This is a genomic window from Paenibacillus xylanilyticus (genome assembly GCF_047246825.1).
In the GTDB taxonomy this organism is placed as follows: Bacteria; Bacillota; Bacilli; order Paenibacillales; family Paenibacillaceae; genus Paenibacillus; species Paenibacillus xylanilyticus_B.
Genome location: NZ_JBFOLB010000005.1, coordinates 16,961 through 36,856 on the forward strand (window position 1 = coordinate 16,961; position 19,896 = coordinate 36,856).

Genomic DNA, 19,896 nt, shown 5'->3' on the forward strand with positions numbered 1-19,896 from the left:
AAACAATGAAATATTCCCCAATGACAGATATCGTGAAAAAGTTCAGTAATAATCAGAAATTTTCGTATCATGTTGTGGTGAACATATATACTCGCCAGGATAATCACGATGATTATATCAATAAAAATGTTCGTATTGGTTCAAATGAGATATTAAGTAAGGATGAACTCACAGAAAGAGCAGTTCATGTCGTTTCGGGAATCATTGACTCACAAGCGGAATTTAAGGGTTGTGAACAAGTACAAATTGTAGGAGTTACTTTGGCTGGGGCCTATGACCGTGACTTAAATGACAACTGAGATCTAATGAAATTACATAATCCTGTTTTTAAAAAAAATTTGAATTCACTATCATAACAATTGTTTGTACACGGTTTAAAGGAGGAAGCGTTACTATGGATAGGCATTTAATGGTGTCTTTCTCAGTAGGGGTGGGATCACTTGTAATGCTTGTTCTTAATCTTATTTTCTATGGAGACAGTTTTGCCACTTTGCTATTAGGAGCATCTATAGCTTTTAACTTTGCAACGATGATAAAGTACTACCCCAAAGATTTCAAGATAGCCATGAAGAAGATATTTTGGAGAGAATAGTCGATAAGATGACTTCTTTCAAAATCTTTATTCTCCAATAGTACTAGTTGGACGACATAGTGGATAAAAGTTACGTTTGTTACATAGTTGTTATTTAGATTGATATGTACCCACCAATTAAAACTGAAAGGGGTGTATCCTAATTAAAAAAATTTGGCGAGATCATCCAAAATGGTTTTTAGTTATCTGGTTTTTGGTAATGGTTGCTCTTGTTATCAATCTCTTTAAAATGAATATGGGTGTTTCCATGCTTTCGATTTCAATCTTGAATATCGCCCAAGCGATACGGAGTTGGCATAGTGAGCGTCTCTTAGCAATAGCTTTCTTAATACTAGCTGTTTTATGTATTTCACTATCAATCAATTTTTTCTTTTCTTAGTCAATCTTCATGGATCATCATCATTAGTAACATGAAAGTGTCCAAGTTGGAAGTATTTACTTCAGAGATAAAGAGCCTGTTCAATGGATTTAAGAAATGTTAAGCGGCGTTAGTGTAGTCTTGACACACCAAGCATCGAACCATTGCTGTAGATATGAATAAACATGTAGAGATTTCCAAACCAACCTAAAAAGATTAACGAGGTTTGATACACAAGAGAAGCAGTAAGAATTGTTTATTTTATCCAATAATCCATGGCCAACTCTGATTAAAGAATTTAAGAATAAAGGTGAATGATGTGCAAAATGATTACGTTTGGGGAATTTTCGTTGTTGATGAAACAATTAAGTTCCCTAATTTCTTTCCAATAGGTATCTACACTACTCGTGATGTAGCTGTGAATGAAATCAATGCTTTACCAAGAGATCACAATTATCAATTGCTTCAACTGCCACTAAATCATAACTTTGGATATATCCATAAAAAGAGCGGTACATTAGTTGGAACGGATGCGATTTTTCATGAACATTTTCATTTTAAAGATGAAAGTTAATATGTATACACTGCATTCATTTTTTTGTTGTTATTACGCATTTAAATGGGGCTGTTAATTTGAATAAGGAGAGAGTATAACTAGTGAAGATAGGTAATAAAGTATTAGCAATTGTAGCAGTTATTGCGTTTATTATATATTTTTCTTTAATGATTTTTAGAAGAACTCAGATAGGATGATAATATGCTGTCTGTAAAAAGAATATGGGAACACTGTGATAAAAGTCCTTCTACATTCTGAAGGATCTCTTCACAGTCGATATAGGATCAGTAACCTGGTTGGTTAACGTCCGCACAACTTTAGCCGTTTCTCGCCACATGTCGACGGAATTTTTTCCACTACTTTCCTTGTCTTCCTTCTCTCAGCGAAAATATAATAGGAGGAAATTGAAACACCATTACATATAAAAAGAGGGATATAAGCATGGATTCAAAACGTTTCAAGTTTATCATCGCCGCGCTAACGCTTCTACTTGTAACACAAGTGCTTGCTCCAGGTCGCTCGGCAGCAGCAGCCAAAACCATCGAACAACTGCCGGAGCCGGAATGGAGCTACACGTTACCAGAAGGTTACACTTTTTGGAACACGCTCGATAGCTTGCAAAACAAGGAACGGATGTTTATTCAACTGAGCAAGAAAGCGAAGCTTTCGGCCTCCCAGACCAAATACAGCGATAAGGTTTACGCGTCCATCGATCGCAACAATGGTTCTACGAGTTGGGTGTACGATTACTCTGACATTGCCAACGACAAACCTTTTACCGCCTCAAAGTTTTTTTCTGCTAGTAATGGCTATAGTTATTTTTACAAAATGAAAGGCGCAATCGCTTATGATTTCTCCGTTGTCGATCCGAAGGGGAAATTGAAATGGACAAAAAATATAACCGATTCGTATACGCCGTTGGTGCTCGACAGCGGTAACATTGTCATTCGTTCTTACGTCCCCCACAAGCCGACTTCCATTACCTTCACTGAGTATAACCAGGGCGGGAAACAGATACGAAAGCTAAACTTAACCAACAAATGGACTTCAGGGATATTAGAGGTACTTCCAAACGGCTATGTGACGCATGAATTGCCTGAGCAAGGCAGCATAAGTATTTACCGGAGTCTGAGTGCGCTAAAAACACCGTTAGTCACCTATACAGCTCCCAAATCGATGAAAAATCCTTATTTCGAGGTGAAGTCATTCAAAGGTGGATCCTTTATCGTTTATTTGAGCAGTAAGAATGGTAAGCTGGTCATTGGCTACGATATGAAAGGCAAGAAGAAGTGGGTGCGTACTCTAAATGTGAATGATCAGATCGATATTACGGGCAATAACTATTTGGTTCGGAACGAAAACACATATAGGCTGTATAGCAAGGACAATCAGCTTCTCGGTAAGCAGCAAATTGGCGAAATTGGCGATAAGAAGTGGATTTACCATATGACGCCTTCAGGCGAGATTACTGTGGAGAAGCAGTTTCAGTGGCAGGAGCGTCCACCTATAATTGATGAGAATCTGTTTGAGGGAGATTGGGCCAGGGAAGATTTCTACGTGCTTGACCCGGGAAATTTGCAGATCAAGTACCATCTCTCTACGCTGTGGCTCGATCAAAAGGCCGGGCACATGTATATTTATGCCGGAAACGGTGAGCTTTATCTTACGAACGAGTTCTTCGATAACACCTTGACCAAATACATACTGAAATAGCGCAGAGCGAAATAAATTCCCTGAATCAGTCTTCCACACACGCGTAATTCCTCCAGGCCATCGCCAAGTGACGTATAGCACTGGCGATGCCCTTTGAATTATAAAATTAATGTAGATTCAGTTTGTATTTTCATTCACTTCAACGCCAACAATGAAGACCGTACATAAGCTAAGCCGCTGCTCTCATTCAGAGTATGCGGCTTATTATATATGAACAGAATGAATGAGCCTAAGGACATCTAGCAATTTTGTGGTAATACTAGATCGGCCGGCCTGATTAGGGAAGGGCTGAGATGGAGTTACCCTTTACTTGAATAATTGCTTAGGCCGTTTGTGAAGAGGGAAGGGATTTTTATAGGAGCAGGGTTACTTGTTTTATTATTTTTGACTTCAGTTCTACAAAAAAATTTAATTTACTCGGTGATTAACACTTAGCGAATTCTAATCTCACCGATCTAGAGCCAAAAAGAATTGTCTTCATTTAGGTCAATGGAGTTAATTACAATTTATTATAATCTCCGTTTGGAAATTCTAGTAAAATGGTTACACATAAATAGAACTATCGCTCCTTAAAAACAGCGTCTAACATCGATTAAACTGTAGGATAGATTTAGAACTGAGGGTTGAGACAATGACAAAGATACAGATTCCTGTGAATCAAATGACACATACGGTTGGACTGTTTAAGTTAGGACACGGGCACTTGCAGCAAATTCTGGATGAATTAAACAGCCATCTTACTCCGTTGATTGGCGGATTTGAAGGGGAGACAGCTGAGCGTTTTGCCCATCTATACCGCTATGCGGAGAAAAACTTGAATAACACTCTGGAGCTGCTCCACATGGTATCCCTACGGTTGGAACAAATACGTGATCGCTTTGTGGATACCGATTCAACTATGGTTAATATCTCAGCGCTTCTCGATTATCAAGCGAACCCAAGTACACCCCTTACCAATGATCTCGTATGCGGCCCCAATGATCCACCTCCTAAACGAAGTATCGAGGAACATGTGGATGCCTTCTTTAATCAGGCTGGGGAGAATATAGCTGCAATGGGGGATTCTATTCTCCAACTAGGCAAGGATTTCATTGAACATCCTCTGGATACCGCAGGGGAGCTTTTGTATGATAATACCATTGGTACCGTTACGGATATAGGTAACGGAATTGTCTTCGCTTGGAACTATGGTTGGGACAATGGAGATACCCGCGAACAGGCAGAGAAGCAAATAGCAGCTGAGTTTGATAAAATGAGGCAAGATGGCGGGGCAGAGTATGCTGCAAATATTACAACTTCTATGCTACTTGGTGTCTTTGGAAGAAGAGTTGGATTAAAGTCCATCGATGGTAAGCAGCATCATTCACCTCATACCGATTCGGGTGGAAGTAATGGAAATGGGATGAATTCTCAAATAGATAGTTATTCTGGAGAGCCCTTTCACTATAGCCAAGAACCTACAAAAAGAGGTGGCAAAAGTATTGCAGATCAAATTACTGAACGTGGTTGGAATGATCAACGACTGAGTGAAGCTATAAATGAACCGGCAGGGACTGTAGACTGGGTTGATCAAAGAAAAGGACAGAATAATGCACCGGTTACAGTATATTATCACAAAGATAGTGGTTATGTTGTTAGAAGAAATGATACGGGAGAAATTATTCAAGTTAGTCAAGTGGATGACCCCGATTGGAGCACATACTGGTCAGATGATGATATCAAATGGGTTAAATAGATTCAATTCATATAAATAATAAATAAATAGGGAGTAGAGCATATGGTCGATAATAATACCTGGAGCACGGAGTATTCTTCTGTTGATATGCGTGCAGTAAGGTTAGTAGAAAAAAAGTGGGGTATACAGTTTCCTTCAGAGTACATTAATTTTATTCAAAAATATCACGGTGCAGAGCCTGTACAACGGACGTTGAATATTAATGGAAAGAAAGTTATGTTTTCTTCCTTCCTAACATTCATCGCATTTGATGATCTTGATATATTGGATGTATATAATGAGCAAAAGAACAATCTTCCTCTTAATCATTTTCCTTTTGCTATAGATGAGAAGGGTAACCTGTTTTGCTTTAATTTCAGCAACTTGCCTTCTCCTAGTATTAGTTATGTAGAAACGATACGTTCTGACAACCCTCTGGGTACTTATACCGCAGCAGACTTTACGGAGTTTATCCAACAATTTAATTAGCTGATCTGACTTCAGTATGGCTAGAATCTATACTTGATTCCTGTGCTCAATGAACACAGAAATCATTATAAATGAAGTAGGTCAGCGAAAGCTACCTTTACATTGAATAGTCACGTGATTTTCCTGGACTCTAAAACTAGTGAGCATACGAGAGACCAAAAGATCAAATTTGCTATATTTTGAAACTAGAGATGAACTCTCCATGGCCAAAATGATTTGTATTTAGGGAAAGCTAAACTGGTGTCTTACCTGCAGATAAAAAAAATCATTATTAAAACGGAAAAGATTAATTGAGTAGCAAGCTGGCCTTATCTCCGCGACAGTACTTTACTACTTAGGCCAACTGCTTTTTTTGTATCTATAGATGCAGTCACAATACGGAGTGAATGTACAAGCAATATAAATCCTAACTTGAGAAAACACAAGGCACTTAAAAAAGATGAAGTCAGTATGGCGATAAAAGCATAGGAAGAAGGCGAACGGTTGTTAAATTTAACTCCTGAAGCGGAATTAAAAAACTTTTTTCGACTTGTACTTCTTTCTACGATATGAAGTTTTCAGATGGGGTCCAATCTGGAATTTAAAAACCAAATTAATGTAAAGATTACATAACGAGTACAATCAAGTTTATTTAGTGTTATAAAATAGAAAAAATGGTCATTTAGGGAATGCTCTCAAAAACAAATAGAAATTGAAAGGGGATGTAGCGGATTAAAATGAAATTGAAAATTTTCCTAAAAAACTTCTTCGGATTCTTCATACTTTCTAGCATAGTGTTTATCGGAATAAATATGCTTATATGGCATCGGACTTGGGATGAGCTTGACCATTGGGTAAACATATTGAATGCTGCGATAATCAGCTTAGTTATAGGTATTTCAAAGGCAAGAAATTAACCCTCTTTACTTAATCCCATAAATGACTATAAATCGCTTAGCATCATTTGCTTATCCACCCACGATATTTACGTACCAATCGATAAATAAATGCCTAGTGTCTCTTTTTTCACTGTCTACCTTGAGGGGATAATATTACCTCGGAATAACAGGTATGGGAGATAGCCATTGAAAATATTGAGGTTAAGAAGGAACATGTTACCGTATATAACTTCAAGGTAAAGGATTTCCATACGTACTTTGTTTCCAATTTAGGCATTTGGACACATAATGCTTGTTGGGGTAAAGTAAGTTACGATGACTTGAAGAAACTTGCTAAGGCAGACCAAAGTGATATTAGAAAAATCTATGGTGACGCAAGGGATGCCTTTGATTTCTTCAAGGCACAAGTGAAAGATTTCAAGGAAGTAAAACCAGGCACATTCGTCGGTAAAGATGCGAATGGAGTAACGTTTACGTATAGGGCGGATTCTAAATCAGGTCCACCAACAATTGACGTAAATGGTGTAGGTGGCGTTAGAAAGATTAAATTTTACCGGAGAACTAATTATGATAAAAAAAGTGAATCTTGATAGTATACCTGAACTGGAAAAGGTGTTTCAAAAAGTATTCAAAAGTAAAAACCCCTTTGAATCTGTATTTGCAAATGAAGTTGAACAGAAAATTATCTTGTTTCCAACTGACGGTTATTATCTTAATGAAAAGCAATATAATGCACTTATGAGTGCAATCCTTTCAATTAATGAAAGTAAATTCATTATCTCTGAAATTGAGGGGGATTGCTTTTCAAAGCCTTCTAATGAAGAGGATTATCAACATGGGCATTGGGTAATAGACACTAACACAAGTTACAATGATTATTGCAATTTAACACTACCTTTAGAAAATGCCATCTATTCTACTAATGGTAAATGGGGCGTAATTATCTCACATGAAGAACATGCACTTTTAGGTGGAGACGGGTTGTTTGTATCTACCTTCAAATTGAAATTCCCCGACTGGAGTTCAAGCAAATCTGAATTCTTAGAGCAATGGGAGACTAATCAGAGGCAATATAATTCTAAAACTGATTGGATACCTGGTTTCCTTCAACAATTTGAATAACTTTGCATCGACCTTGGGGGCAATCCTCAAGGTCTTTCTTTTACCCCCACCCAGTGCCGAATGAATCGGGTGGCTAAGACATGATGAACTTAACGCCCACTATCCCCGTATGAGATATTCTCAAAACCCCTGTACGCACAATTTCTTTCAGTTAGCTTGAATTTTATACCCCTTGTCAGTTATCTTCTGACTCGCTTGTACCTCAAAATCATCAGTTACCATCGTATACAGTCCGAATTTCCTTATCTTCGTTTTCTCCCGTTTTTCTGAAATAAAGAGCAAATGCAAATAAATCCGCAACAAATAGCATTACCGACACGATAGGGAGGATGAGAAAGAATAATAGCAACTATTCAGATGCATAGCCCGACTTTTATAGTGTGTGGGAAAGCAGTCAATTATCATTTTAGTCCGCAACTAACTGTCAATATAGAGCGATGGTTACTGTGAGAGAACAATCTGGTAACGTGCCAGTTGACATATACAGGTAAGGCAACGTGAAGGCTAGCCACCTTGCCCTCTAATTATAGACGGAAATTCGTTAAAAAATTTCCGCAGGGGGCTAAGCATGGAAGGAGTAAAGGTTTCGATTGACCGTATTGTAGTGGACTTTACGAATGTGCATTGGACGTTTTTCAATCCGCTTCGTCAGTGGCTTTGTGATTTCTACAACGCTGCGTGTTATGTTAAGGACAAGGGATTCAAGTACCGTGTTCGAGTCAGAGAGGGTAAGTATTGGGCATATCTTTCGTATCAGCTTGTTTATGCCCGACTGGCAAGGAAGCATACGCTTCGGCTAGAATGTCCTCCCGACTCTTTGGTTCACTTTCAGTCTTGGATTTCAGAGATTGGAAACCATGCAACAGAAATACTCTATGTTCGCTCTGATGTAGCATTCGACATTCCGCTGCCTTTGAGTGAAATGTTCGTCCTGTCCTTGACGGGGCGGAATATGAAGAAGAGGAAGGGGACGTTCTACTCCAACAAGCGACATCAGCGGCAAGTAGCAGGATACTGCCGAGTGTATGACAAGAAGATGGAATTGCTACAAAGGCGTGGGGTGAGAATCGAAGACGAATTAACGAGGTTTGAAATCGTGTATAAGCCTGATGAGAAAATCCCTATGAGCGTTCTAGTCCAGTTTCCGCCCCAATTCGATAGGCTTTATCTGTGTTCCCAAGTCGTTGAACTTGAGCAGATGAAACCGAAACTGCAACAAAGAGTCAATGGATTGATGAGCGGCGAACTGGAACAGAAACAAGTAACGGGGTATTACCGCAGAGAAATCGAGAAGCAAATGCGGCAACGTCCTATATTGGACTTCGATAGAGTGGCGGAAGAGCAATGGGAGGATATCATAACGATACCTTGTGCCATATTGGGCGGCGTGGTGAGCAAAGTACCAGTTGCGTTATGACTTACTCGTCCTCCATAACAAGCAGTTCATGGAGACTTATGTCCAACGTTCGACAGATGTGTTCCAATGTGTCAAAGAAAGCAGTAGTCACGTTATCTTGGCATAATCGGTTAATGGTATTTGGTCGTACTTGCATTAGTCGGGCTAGTTCACGTTGCGACATGTTTCTATCAGCAAGTATCTCTTTAAGCCGTATTCTGATTGGCATGTTGTATCTCTCCTTCAACGTCCGACCGGTGAAGGCAAAACAGTAACCTATAGCTACAACGGGGATGGTTTGCTGAGAAAATTAACATCAGAAGAAATGAATGAAGAATTGGAGCTGGTACCGCATTGGATGAGACCTGAAGCAGAAGAAAATGTATTAAAGTTTAGTAAAGATACAGAAAATCAAATAATAGATATTGGAATTTATTTTAGCAGTGTATTGCTGCATTCATCCAATCAATTGAAATGGATGGTAATTCATAAGCCACGGAATCATGTTGATGTTAATCAACCAGTACTGGCTGGGACAGGGAAGATACGATTGAATCCGATTCGAGTCGTGGATGTTTGTGCGGCAAGGGTCTTAAATGATGCTGGAAATATAAAGATGTTAAGTGATCTTTATGTTTGGTGGAGAGAAAAATTGTTGAATCACTGACCATTTAATAATATGTACCCTATAGTTTAGACTTACGTAAAAAGTCGCTCTATGGGGTATTTGCTCTATCGTGCTATACAGATCTACTAAGTTCTCTCCACATAGACCTTAGGGGTGACTTTACTAAACATTACTAAGATACTCAAAACTAAGGATTGTCTTCAAACTGATAAGATGGTGAAACATGGGTTGATTATACTACAATAGCCAAACCAAACGGAATCTCCCGACTCAAACGACATAATGGGTGAGCGAGGGTGGTCGTTCTGGTGAGAAGCTGACTACATCTATCACATACGATACAAACAGCATGGTGACGTCCGAGAAACAAAGCACTGGACAAGTTCACCGTGTATCCGCAAGGATTGTCCGTTTGCATCAGTAAGGGTACAGCGCTGTGGATCGAATGGCCTTTAGTTATGCGTCGAACTGTTTACTGGAAAATGTATCCTTTGGTAAAGGTCTTTGGAGGCTCCTTGGGGAATTCCAATAATAATACCAGTAATATAGAAGGGACGATTCCATTGGATATCACCAACATACTCAAAAAAGAATTAGCTGAGAGACTTCAAAAACTATCATTTGAATATCAAAATTCATCAATAAACCCATGGATTTTCGTTAGATCAAGAGATGGTTTTTCAAAAGAGATTATTGAAATTGATTTGAGTGAATGGGAATCATACGCTATCCGTTGTACCTTTCAAACTGACCTCAAGTCAATAGCAGTACCTCAACTTGCTGAAGGTACAGTTCGTGAATGGTATGTTTATAAAAACGAAGAAGAATTATGTTCTATTCTCAAACTATTCGGAGAAATAACGGAGAAATTTGGGTTAGAATGGTTCGAACAAAATGTAGCCAACCAACCTTTTACAATACCTAATTACCTGGAAAATGATTGGTTAAAGTCTACTGATGATTTCATACAGACAAATCAACTCGAATTAGAAAGTTCTAGTTCACTGGTTAAACTGGATGAACTAATTGCACGGGGGCTGAATCAAAATGAGATTTATTTAGTGGGCTATTGTTTTGGAGAGATGATTGTTAAGCATTTTGGAGCAGTTTGGGAATTTGACAAAGAACAAGGCCCAATGATCAAAAATATTGGAGGTCTTCCAAAGTTCAATAAAACTCCACATAATTTGGTGGGAGCTGTATTGAGTCAAAACAACTTGACTCTACAAAGGTATTATAATGATATTAAGTTTGTAGTAGATCAATTATAACCACAATGTTCATTAGCAAGAAGTTTTAATGGATAAATTTATACAGCATATCAAAGTAGTCAAAAAATGTCGAGGGACAAGAACATAGTCCTATTGAAGTCGCTATTTTGGTCATAACCCTGTCAAGTTAGACAGTGAAAAAAAGACGATTTTAAGCTACGGCCGTTTCCCGGTATTCCACCGGGGAACGGTCGTTTAGTCTTTTCTGGAATCGGTTCTGGTTATAGAACAGAATATATAAACATGCGTATTAAAGAAGCGAAATGTCGGACTGAAACTAGCAGTTATGGATAAGAACTTGTACATGTACCGATAATATCAATGGGCATAGCGATGTAGTTGGACTTGTGGATGATGCTGGTCAAGTGTTGAACGAGTACACGTATGATCTGGGGTGTACCACTCACAACGGAAGAAACGGTTCCAAATGTTCTTCGTTATGCAGGAGAGTATTGGGATGAGACGGTAGGACTCCAATAATTACGAGCTCGTTGGTACGACCCGGGTATAGCACGGTTTATTGGCGAGGATACGTACGAAGGTGAACTGAGTGATCCGTTAAAGTATGTGGATCCAAGCGGCAATATGGCTGATCCTTACTATGCTCAGGAACTCAGACATATGCTGAAGGATGCTAGAGCGAAAGGTTTTAAAATAAACACTTCAAATTATAATCTGTATAAAAATACAATTCGAGATCGTTACGGCTTTAACTCTTTTTTAGATAAGAATCGGTATAATTACTTGTATGATATGGCATTGGGTAAAAGCCCTTATACTAAGTCTGCAGGTAATATTAGTTGGGCGACTGAACAGTTAGTAAGGCGTTGATTAAAGGAAAAGAAGCAGAATATGTTGCAGCGCTCGCAATGGGTTTTGCTGGTGGTAAAGTTAGCGGTTCAAAGAAAGGCCAAGGCGGAGCTATCAGTCCAACGGCTAAAATTAGTTTCAAATCAGATTTATTTAAACGGTACGAAGCTCATATGTTTTTCTCAAGATCACATTAAAGGTGGGATCATGAAGCTTGGGAAAGATAGATTGTCTATTTTTAACAGTGTAACTAGTAAGATAGGTAAAGTTGATCCTAGTAAAATTAAAACAGGTTCAAACCAGATGTATGCAAAAATCAATGGCCACGATGTAACAATTAGGTTTTTCGCCGACAAGAACGGCATGATTATTAATGTAGATGCCTTTATGGGCAAGGCTAAACGCCCACTTGGTAATCTTATTAATTAGAAATGAGGAATATAATGGATAATTCAACCATCCAAAATATTGTCAGTGAGTTAGTGAACCAGTCAACTGGAGAGTCTCTGGAGGAAGCAGAAAAGTTAATTATTAACTACTTGGATAAATATCCTCATGACATAGATGCATGGGTGAGAGTGGCTATATTGCAAACATTACCTCCCTTCGGAGATTATCAAAGAGCTGCATTATTGCTAGAGGAAGCTATTGAATATCATGGTAGTGTTTCCCCTTTGACAATTCTTTTAAGTTTCTTTAGTGAATGGTTTTTGGGTGGAATGAATGACAGGCAACTTGAAAATGTTGTGAATACGATGAAAAATTCCAGTGATCCAAATACGAAAGCAATTATAATGTATTTGATGGCATGGCACTACGAATCTACAGACACTAATAAATATGTGAATTTTTTAAATGAATCAATTAACACATGTAATTATCTTGTGATGAATTTGGTTGATTTAGGAAATTACTATCTGCAAAATGGAGAACCTGACAAAGGAAAACGATTAATTCAGAATGGATTGGCTAATGTTAGACTTATCTATAAAGAAGATGAGTGTTATGAAGACTATGACTCACTAGATGTAATTAGGTTTATTAATGAACGTATTACTGGCGTCTTTATGACAGAGGATAGATATTCTTCAATTGTTGATTTAATTTAGCTCTAACTAAGTTGTTTCCTCGGAAGGAACATTGTTTTAGAACATAGCCGATGAATAATTTGCCCCCTATAATAGACAAAAAAGTAAAACGATTAATTTGTCTATTATAGGGGTTTTTTTATGGCGAAATAAGAATAACATATGATTAAACTCTATAGAAAATAAACATTGCTACTCTGTTAAATAACGAAGGTTAACAGGATATGAATGAAAGGGAGCGTCAAGAATTTGTGTAAATAAAACAACCTTTTCATGTCGTAGAACGATATTATTCTGTAGTGATAAACATAACTAGCGTTTCTGCACGTGCTTGATCAAAACCGATATGACAACGGGTAGAAAAACGTTGGTTGTAGTCCTCAAACTGGGGAGTCAACGTTTCCCAAGGAACGACCGCCATTCATCAATTCGACTATGAATACGATGGAAACAAAAACATCACGTCCCGTACTCAGAATGGGACAAGCGATCAGTTTACGTATGATGAACTTAGTCGCATCCAAACGGAATCGGGTTCGCAACAGGAAACATACACGTATGATTCGAATGGCAACCGGTACAGTACCGGAAGTGGTAAGGTATACGGACTGAAAGATGCAGAATATACGTATGACAGTCAAAATCGATTGGTTAAAGCAACCGGGGAAGGAAAAACAGTAACCTACAGCTATAATGGGGATGGTTTGCTGTATGAACGAACTGAAGGCGATCAAACCATCCGATATTACTACGATGAGGAAGCCAAGCTTATAGCGGAAGCCCAAGTGACGTCCGGGAAAGCTGAACTGACCTATGCTTATTTCTATGACCTGTATGGTCAACTGTGGGCACGTCAAGACAAGCAAACTGGAAAATTGGAATACTACCAGTTGAATGGTCACGGCGATGTTGTCGGCCTCGTAGACGAGGTAAAGTTTTGAACAGCTATACCTATTGGACCATTAACGACGGAGGAAACTGTACAGAATGTACTTCGCTATGCGGGAGAGTATTGGGGTGATACCGTAGGGTTACAATATTTGCGAGCACGCTGGTATGATCCAAGTATGGCACGGTTTATAGGTGAGGATACGTATGAAGGGGAACTGACGAATCCGCTGAGTCAGAATCTATATACGTATGTAGAAAATAATCCTTTAATTTATAGTGACCCAGGTGGAAATTTTAAAATAAGAAGTGCCGATTTTCTTGCTCTGGAATCTTTCGGTATAACTGTAGGCGACTATGTACAAGGAAAAAAACTCGGGGAATATGACTATGAAAGAGCTAAAGACAGGAAAGCCTTAACAGCAGCAGAAAGATACGTAGTTGATATGTTACGGCATGGGGAAAGATGTTTATTTAAACCCTGCGAAGGTAGATTCAAAACAATATGACTTTAAAATTAACGGATATCACAAGGTTGAATTAAAAACTGCCAAACCCGATAACGGGGAATTTAACATGACTAGTGCTATGAGTGCGATAACATATGGAATTGAAAAACAAGGAGCGTATGTCGCTATATATGACTTAACATACTTTAATGTTGAATATATTTTAGAAGATATAACACTCTTAGCACCAAACTTGCAGACCGGTACAAAGAAACAACAATTATGTATGCAATTCAAGTTTGGACAGATGAAGGAATTCACTATTTTGATTGGAAAGCTGGGAATAAGAATCTAATAATTAAGATGTAGGAGAATACATTGTAGAAAAACAGGAAATATTTATGAAGGGTTATCTAAATAGAGGTATCAAGATAACTTTTCTTGATAACTTAAATGTAATTGGTATGTACATTAATTATTATACTTTTAATAATGTTCTAGTTATTTTACCAGAAGATGCTCATGATGATACACGATTACTGATTCCGTTGAGTGCAGTAAAAACGATAGGACCTTGGGATCTTGAACATGATGTACTTGAAGATCTCTAATAAACCTAGAACATTTGCATGAAATGATTGAAAACCTACAGACCACATGCGAGTTTAGGAACTGACCCCATGACGTGAGACTTATTAAAACACCTTCAAGTGAATGAAACCTTGACATAAAATAAGGAGATCATCTTGAAGGTGTTTTTAGCATTGGCAACTAGACCCGGTTCATCGTTGCCAATTCACCGTGTACCAGCAAAGATTGTTCGTTTGCATCAGTAAGTGTATACCCCAACCATTGCTGGGTAATGTTTCCATAAAGGTTCTGGTCTAAATTATGCGCTCGGAAAGCACGGAGGATCTGGTCCAGCTAATAAATCTCAATTTTCTATTTCTCGCGATCAAATAAAAAAATTACTACAAACGAAAAAGGTAGTAAACTCACCAGTAACGATTTCTCCAACATCTGGAGATTTTGTTCGTCAAGTTAATGTTGGATACCGAGTGGGAAACTTATCGATTAACCGGGGTGGATCGTCTACAAATAATTTAACAGTTATCACCGACATAAAAGGTAATCTTGTCAATACATTCCCAGGTGGGTTAGGATTTGGAGAGTGATCGTATTTTTAGAATTATATTGGAATCAATTGATGGTACACTTATAGATGAGTTTTCCGAGAAAAATAATGTTAATTATTTACAGAGAGAAGAACACGAATTTGAAATTTTAGGTGAACTTTCGGTATGTAGTTACGACGTATTCTCATCAAAAGAAATGGACGAACTAGTACTAGAACTTCAAAGATTGAAAATAATGCTCCAAAATATTAACGAAATAAATCATGTTAGTGAAATAATATTATTATCGAATAAATGTAAATTGACCCCTGGTAGCAGATTAATCTTCACCCCTTTTTAAGTTGTATCAAATATAAAACTTAAGTGTGCTCTCTAGGGACTGCACTCCTTTTGTGAGACAGATTCAAAACGCCTTGCAGCAAGTCTAAGCAACCAGTCTTCGGAAATCCATCGGAGACTGTTTATTTAGTTTCGTTTAAATCGGATCGAGTTATAGTGAGTGATGTAGTTTCGAACGTTCTGAAGGGCGATGGCCGTTGTTGTAGACATCAGATATTTGAAGGTAGAACGTTTCAGACTTTTAGTGTGGAATGAAACGACTCTATGGAGGCACTATCAGCTGGCGTTCCTTAACGGACCAGGCCAGCTTCCGTTTGATCTGACACGTGTCTATGACTGTGCTAGAGCAAGTGGACAGCTCGGCGTTCAATACGACGAAACGACACAAACCTATTCCAATGTAGTCACGCCACGTAAGGAAGAGCTCAATACGGGATTGGGACAAGGGTGGCGCTGGGATATACCCTACATGGAAACTCGCGGGGATGAACGCTATATTCTAATTCCAGGTGTAGGTTATTATCGCCTAAACGCTAATCTTGAACTTGAAGGTTACGTTTGGAACGATTTAACCGTGAAGCAAGATACGACAGTGACCGTGGATGGTCAGTCCAGCAGTTATCGTTTGTCGATCCGGAATGGCTACGATTATTTGTTTAACGGAACCGGAGAGTTACTGCAAATTACAGATGGTTACCGGAATACGGTGGATTTTCAATATACAACATTGGATGGAAACCAAGTCATCTCCCGGATTCAAAATAGCGAAGGTCAGGCACTGACTTTTGCTTATGACAGCCTGAAGGTTACCGTACAGCTTGCCGGAACAGACCGGAAAGTAACGTATACACAGCGTGAAGATGAGGGCATTCGCATTTTGCGAGAGTTTACCGATGCACTGGATCGGACAACGACGTATACGTATTACTATCCGGAATCCAAATTCAATTTCCTGCCTGAGCTGCAAAGCAATCAGAATGCGCATGGTGTAATGCATACTGCTTTATTGTCACGAATTACAAGTCCATCTTCTGCCATTACGGATTATGCATACATTCCAGCGATTAAGCAAATGGGAGAAGCTTCTTCCTATTTCGTCTTTAAAGTCAGAGAGCGCAAGAGCCATTTCAGTACGACCGATGGCGAAGGCACGTTGGACAAAATCAACTTTGAGTATTCTGGAGAAGATATGGACTCCTATGGTCAATCAGCCACATGGACAACGAAAGTAAACGCCGCACATACCGTGGATACGTGGGCGTTCTCCAAAACGTATGGCGCTGCCACTGAGCCTGACCTGATTTTTGCAGATCAACATACATTAACTGGTGATGACGCAACCTATACCACGACATTTCAATACGACAGCCAAACGAAACGGAATCTCCCGACCCTAATGACAGAGTGGGTCAGTGTAAGTGGTCTTTCTGGCGAGAAGCTGACTATGACTATGACATATGATACTAACGGTATGTTAACGTCAGCGAAGCAAAGCACAGGACAGGAATCCACCTTTGCTTATGAAACGGGAAAATCCCCCTACCATTGGGTTAAACCTGTTCGAAATACTACAAAAGTGAACAGTACGTTGGAGCAGTATAGTGAAACAACATACAATAATCAAGGTTCCATGTTACGTAGCACCATCAAAAACGGATATGGCGGACAAGTACTCTCCGATTCAGAAGTGAAGCTGGATGATAAAGGCCGCGTCATCAGCAAAACCAACAAAGGTGGTACGCTGGCCAAAGATCGTACTGTGACACTCATTTATCAACTGAGTGCAGGGCATCTGTTGGAATCGACTTCGCTGAACGTGCATAATGCCGCTGGCAAAGCAGAATCTCTAGTGGAGTCGTATAGTTATACGTCTGCCGGTCAACTGGAGACAACGACGAACGCTGCCGGTGAACAAGAAACGAAAAAATATGATCAAATTGGACGTCTTCTTCAGATTCAACATGCCGATGGTACGCAATCAACGAACTCATATGATGATACAAATAACATCATTACAACTATGTCAGCCGACGGCTTAGTCACTTCACAGCGGTTTAATCCGCTTGGTCTACTTGCGGAAGAAGAAACTGCGGGTGCAACTTATAAATATGCCTATGATGGTGAAGGCAATGTGATAGCTTCGGAAGATGCCGAGGGTAATGTGACGAGGTATGTGGTCAACGCGTTTGGACAAAAAACGGAGACTCAATATCCAGATGGAACCACGGAGAAAACAACCATCGATCCTGTTGGACAAACCGTTACGTATCAGGACGCTTCAGGGTATCAAACACGCGAGATATTGGATATGCTGGGACGTACGACAGCATTAGAGGAGTATCGAGACGGCAAATTTACTCCGTTACAACAAAGTGAGTATGACCTAAGCGGAAACGTGACTGTGTCCATTGATGGTAATGGGGAGCGTACAACATACACGCACGATGCACTTGGACAAATCTCAACGGCAACCACGCCAAAACAAGAAACCAGTCGTTATTTTTACAACTATCTGGGGCAAGTGACCCAAGTTGTTTCTGCTAACGGACAAACGGTGACCAAACAGTATGATGAACTGGGTCGGGTCATCAAGCAGACCCCACCGAAGTTGGATGGTTCTGCGACTACCTTCTATTATGATAAAAAGAGCAATTTGATCAAAAAGCAGGATCGGCTCGGGAAGATCACCGAGTATACGTATAATAGCGACAACATGCTTACAGGGTTCAAAGGTCCGGATACGTCTGTATCGTATACTTACGACGAGATGGGCCGTAGAACGTCGATGACGGATGATCACGGCAAAACGACCTATTCATACCGTGATACGGATGGTATGCTCAGTGGGCTCGCCTTCCCGGATGGAACCGAGCTGAAATATGAAAACAATACCCAGCAGCGGTTAGGATATACCCTTACTGATCCAAACGGACAATCCTTGCGGGTACACGGTGAATTGGACATGATGAATCGGGTCACTTCCATGGACATCACCTCGGGAACAGGGAGCGCTTCAGTATCGGCCCAGACGCCTGTGGATCGAATGACCTTTAGTTATGCGTCGAACAGTTTGCTGGAAAACGTATCGTTTGGGAAAGGCCTTAGCACAAGCTATCAGTACGACGGATATGATCTGTCAGGAGTCTCCGTTTCCCAAGGAACGACTGCAATGCACCAATTCGACTATCAATACGATGGAAATAAAAACACTACCTCTAGAACTCAAAATGGTACAACCGACCAGTTCACGTATGACGAGCTCAGTCGAATTCAAACAGAATCTGGTACCGTGCAGGAGACGTATACGTACGATGCGAATGGCAACAGGTATACTACAGGCAGCGGTAAGGTATACGGTCTGAAAAATGCAGAGTACACGTATGACAGTCAGAATCGGTTGGTCAATGCGACTGGTGAAGGAAAGACAATAACGTATAGCTACAACGGGGACGGTTTACTGTATGAGCGCACCGAAGGCGACCAAACTAACCGTTATTACTACGATGAAGAAGCTAAACTGATGGCGGGAGCCCAAGTGGCGTCCGGGAAGGCTGAACTGACCTACGCATATATCTATGATCTGTGTGGAAAACTATGGGCGCGCCAGGACAAGCAAACTGGAAAATTGGAATATTACCAATTTAATGGTCATGGTGATGTAGTCGGACTTGTGGACGATACTGGTGAAGTGTTGAATGAGTATACGTATGACATCTGGGGAGGACCACTCACAACAGAAGAAACGGTCTCAAATGTTCTCCGTTATTCGGGCGAGTATTGGGATGAAGCAGTAGGGCTACAGTATTTACGAGCCCGTTGGTACGATCCAGGCATGGCTCGATTTATTGGGGAAGATACGTATGAAGGTGAACTGGAAGACCCGTCAAGTTTAAACTTGTATTCATATGTAAGCAATAATCCATTGAAGTATGTAGATCCAAGTGGGCATAACAAGTTTGGAACACAAACTTACGGCAATTATGCTCATACAGCTTTACAGAATATATTTAAACTAATAAATTTATTCACTAAAACACCTATTGCATTTACTGAAAAAGGTGTTAATCTAACTAATGGTAAAAGAGGAAGAGTAGATCTAGCTTTACAAGTAAGTGAACATCAATATGAAATTTATGAACTCAAACCGATAACTTGGGCTAATAATGCAAAATTAAGTGCTACAGGTAGGGACCAATTAAAATCTATATCACTGGGATAATTGTAAATGGATTCAGGGGAGATACCATAGCAACAGCAGTTGCTGGGACATCATGGAATCCTGATAATACTTCTATTCCAAGCCCATATAATTCAAAGAAAGAAATCGTCTATTACACATACTATGCGATTCATCCAGGTATGATATATTATGGGGAGAGGGATAAGAATAAAGTTAATCCTAATAAACTTCTAATTGAAAACATACCTGTCCCGAATGAATTTGACTTAATTGAAATTCTCAATAGAGT

Annotated in this window: 23 protein-coding genes and 2 pseudogenes; 22 read left to right on the top strand and 3 right to left on the bottom strand. The window is 39.5% G+C overall.

Annotated features, from left to right (window positions below; all coding sequences use genetic code 11):
- Positions 1-5 precede the first annotated feature (5 nt).
- The 10 genes and pseudogenes from AB3N00_RS24300 (at position 6) to AB3N00_RS24345 (ending at position 8,839) form a co-directional block, all read left to right on the top strand.
- Positions 6-299, top strand: a complete 294-nt coding sequence (locus AB3N00_RS24300; protein ID WP_413036893.1) for a hypothetical protein — start codon at positions 6-8, stop codon at positions 297-299.
- Between the two features lie 95 nt (positions 300-394).
- Positions 395-592 (top strand): hypothetical protein, encoded by a 198-nt coding sequence (locus tag AB3N00_RS24305; RefSeq protein WP_413036894.1) that lies wholly within the window; start codon positions 395-397, stop codon positions 590-592.
- A 668-nt stretch (positions 593-1,260) separates the two neighbouring features.
- Positions 1,261-1,524 carry a hypothetical protein gene (locus AB3N00_RS24310; RefSeq protein WP_413036895.1) on the top strand — a complete coding sequence of 88 codons (264 nt, stop codon included), beginning with the start codon at positions 1,261-1,263 and terminating at the stop codon, positions 1,522-1,524.
- Positions 1,525-1,947: 423 nt separating this feature from the next.
- The gene (locus tag AB3N00_RS24315; protein WP_413036896.1) at positions 1,948-3,219 is read left to right on the top strand and encodes a hypothetical protein; all 1,272 of its coding nucleotides are present in this window, start codon (positions 1,948-1,950) and stop codon (positions 3,217-3,219) included.
- Positions 3,220-3,850: 631 nt separating this feature from the next.
- Entirely contained in the window at positions 3,851-4,954 is a 1,104-nt protein-coding gene (locus AB3N00_RS24320; protein WP_413036897.1) for a colicin E5-related ribonuclease, read from the top strand.
- Between the two features lie 42 nt (positions 4,955-4,996).
- The gene (locus AB3N00_RS24325) at positions 4,997-5,422 is read left to right on the top strand and encodes an SMI1/KNR4 family protein (RefSeq protein ID WP_413036898.1); all 426 of its coding nucleotides are present in this window, start codon (positions 4,997-4,999) and stop codon (positions 5,420-5,422) included.
- 1,072 nt (positions 5,423-6,494) lie between these two features.
- Positions 6,495-6,542: pseudogene (locus tag AB3N00_RS24330) on the top strand (hypothetical protein); the annotation flags it as partial.
- A 78-nt stretch (positions 6,543-6,620) separates the two neighbouring features.
- Complete coding sequence (locus AB3N00_RS24335; protein WP_413036899.1) at positions 6,621-6,890, top strand: hypothetical protein; 270 nt, start codon at positions 6,621-6,623, stop codon at positions 6,888-6,890.
- Positions 6,868-7,422 carry a hypothetical protein gene (locus AB3N00_RS24340; RefSeq protein ID WP_110757884.1) on the top strand — a complete coding sequence of 185 codons (555 nt, stop codon included), beginning with the start codon at positions 6,868-6,870 and terminating at the stop codon, positions 7,420-7,422. Before AB3N00_RS24335 ends, AB3N00_RS24340 begins: the two co-directional genes overlap by 23 nt.
- 568 nt (positions 7,423-7,990) lie before the next feature.
- Positions 7,991-8,839 (top strand): replication initiation factor family protein, encoded by an 849-nt coding sequence (locus AB3N00_RS24345; RefSeq protein ID WP_413036900.1) that lies wholly within the window; start codon positions 7,991-7,993, stop codon positions 8,837-8,839.
- Between the two features lies 1 nt (position 8,840).
- On the opposite strand, the gene AB3N00_RS24350 is transcribed toward AB3N00_RS24345, so the two are convergent.
- Positions 8,841-9,047 (bottom strand): helix-turn-helix domain-containing protein, encoded by a 207-nt coding sequence (locus tag AB3N00_RS24350; protein WP_110757878.1) that lies wholly within the window; start codon positions 9,045-9,047, stop codon positions 8,841-8,843.
- 96 nt (positions 9,048-9,143) lie between these two features.
- On the opposite strand from AB3N00_RS24350, the gene AB3N00_RS24355 reads away from it, so the two are divergent.
- The gene (locus AB3N00_RS24355; RefSeq protein WP_110757876.1) at positions 9,144-9,485 is read left to right on the top strand and encodes a hypothetical protein; all 342 of its coding nucleotides are present in this window, start codon (positions 9,144-9,146) and stop codon (positions 9,483-9,485) included.
- A gap of 419 nt (positions 9,486-9,904) precedes the next feature.
- Positions 9,905-10,717: a hypothetical protein gene (locus AB3N00_RS24360; protein WP_146239805.1), complete on the top strand. Its 813-nt coding sequence runs from the start codon at positions 9,905-9,907 to the stop codon at positions 10,715-10,717.
- A 151-nt stretch (positions 10,718-10,868) separates the two neighbouring features.
- Here the strand turns inward: AB3N00_RS24360 and AB3N00_RS24365 are convergent, their stop codons facing one another.
- Positions 10,869-10,952, bottom strand: a complete 84-nt coding sequence (locus tag AB3N00_RS24365; RefSeq protein ID WP_413037007.1) for a hypothetical protein — start codon at positions 10,950-10,952, stop codon at positions 10,869-10,871.
- A 332-nt stretch (positions 10,953-11,284) separates the two neighbouring features.
- Here AB3N00_RS24365 and AB3N00_RS24370 point away from each other — a divergent pair, with 332 nt between their 5' ends.
- The 9 genes from AB3N00_RS24370 (at position 11,285) to AB3N00_RS24410 (ending at position 15,428) form a co-directional block, all read left to right on the top strand.
- On the top strand, positions 11,285-11,548 hold the full coding sequence (locus AB3N00_RS24370; protein ID WP_181429739.1) for a hypothetical protein: 264 nt from the start codon (positions 11,285-11,287) through the stop codon (positions 11,546-11,548).
- A 21-nt stretch (positions 11,549-11,569) separates the two neighbouring features.
- Entirely contained in the window at positions 11,570-11,956 is a 387-nt protein-coding gene (locus AB3N00_RS24375; RefSeq protein ID WP_110757868.1) for a hypothetical protein, read from the top strand.
- A gap of 14 nt (positions 11,957-11,970) precedes the next feature.
- On the top strand, positions 11,971-12,636 hold the full coding sequence (locus AB3N00_RS24380; RefSeq protein ID WP_110757865.1) for a tetratricopeptide repeat protein: 666 nt from the start codon (positions 11,971-11,973) through the stop codon (positions 12,634-12,636).
- Positions 12,637-13,059: 423 nt separating this feature from the next.
- Complete coding sequence (locus AB3N00_RS24385) at positions 13,060-13,227, top strand: hypothetical protein (RefSeq protein WP_258377614.1); 168 nt, start codon at positions 13,060-13,062, stop codon at positions 13,225-13,227.
- Between the two features lie 35 nt (positions 13,228-13,262).
- On the top strand, positions 13,263-13,556 hold the full coding sequence (locus tag AB3N00_RS24390; protein WP_258377613.1) for a hypothetical protein: 294 nt from the start codon (positions 13,263-13,265) through the stop codon (positions 13,554-13,556).
- Between the two features lie 12 nt (positions 13,557-13,568).
- The gene (locus tag AB3N00_RS24395; protein ID WP_258377628.1) at positions 13,569-14,012 is read left to right on the top strand and encodes an RHS repeat-associated core domain-containing protein; all 444 of its coding nucleotides are present in this window, start codon (positions 13,569-13,571) and stop codon (positions 14,010-14,012) included.
- Positions 13,960-14,307: a hypothetical protein gene (locus AB3N00_RS24400; protein WP_146239804.1), complete on the top strand. Its 348-nt coding sequence runs from the start codon at positions 13,960-13,962 to the stop codon at positions 14,305-14,307. The genes AB3N00_RS24395 and AB3N00_RS24400 overlap by 53 nt, the downstream gene beginning before the upstream one ends.
- 46 nt (positions 14,308-14,353) lie before the next feature.
- Complete coding sequence (locus AB3N00_RS24405) at positions 14,354-14,563, top strand: hypothetical protein (protein WP_110757860.1); 210 nt, start codon at positions 14,354-14,356, stop codon at positions 14,561-14,563.
- Between the two features lie 553 nt (positions 14,564-15,116).
- The gene (locus AB3N00_RS24410; RefSeq protein ID WP_110757858.1) at positions 15,117-15,428 is read left to right on the top strand and encodes a hypothetical protein; all 312 of its coding nucleotides are present in this window, start codon (positions 15,117-15,119) and stop codon (positions 15,426-15,428) included.
- Positions 15,429-15,512: 84 nt separating this feature from the next.
- On the opposite strand, the pseudogene AB3N00_RS24415 reads toward AB3N00_RS24410, so the two are convergent.
- A pseudogene (locus tag AB3N00_RS24415) lies at positions 15,513-15,717 on the bottom strand (IS3 family transposase); the annotation flags it as partial.
- 3,230 nt (positions 15,718-18,947) lie between these two features.
- On the opposite strand from AB3N00_RS24415, the gene AB3N00_RS24420 reads away from it, so the two are divergent.
- A complete protein-coding gene (locus AB3N00_RS24420) occupies positions 18,948-19,646 on the top strand; it encodes an RHS repeat-associated core domain-containing protein (protein WP_413037008.1) in 699 nt (232 codons plus the stop codon).
- Positions 19,647-19,896 lie beyond the last annotated feature (250 nt).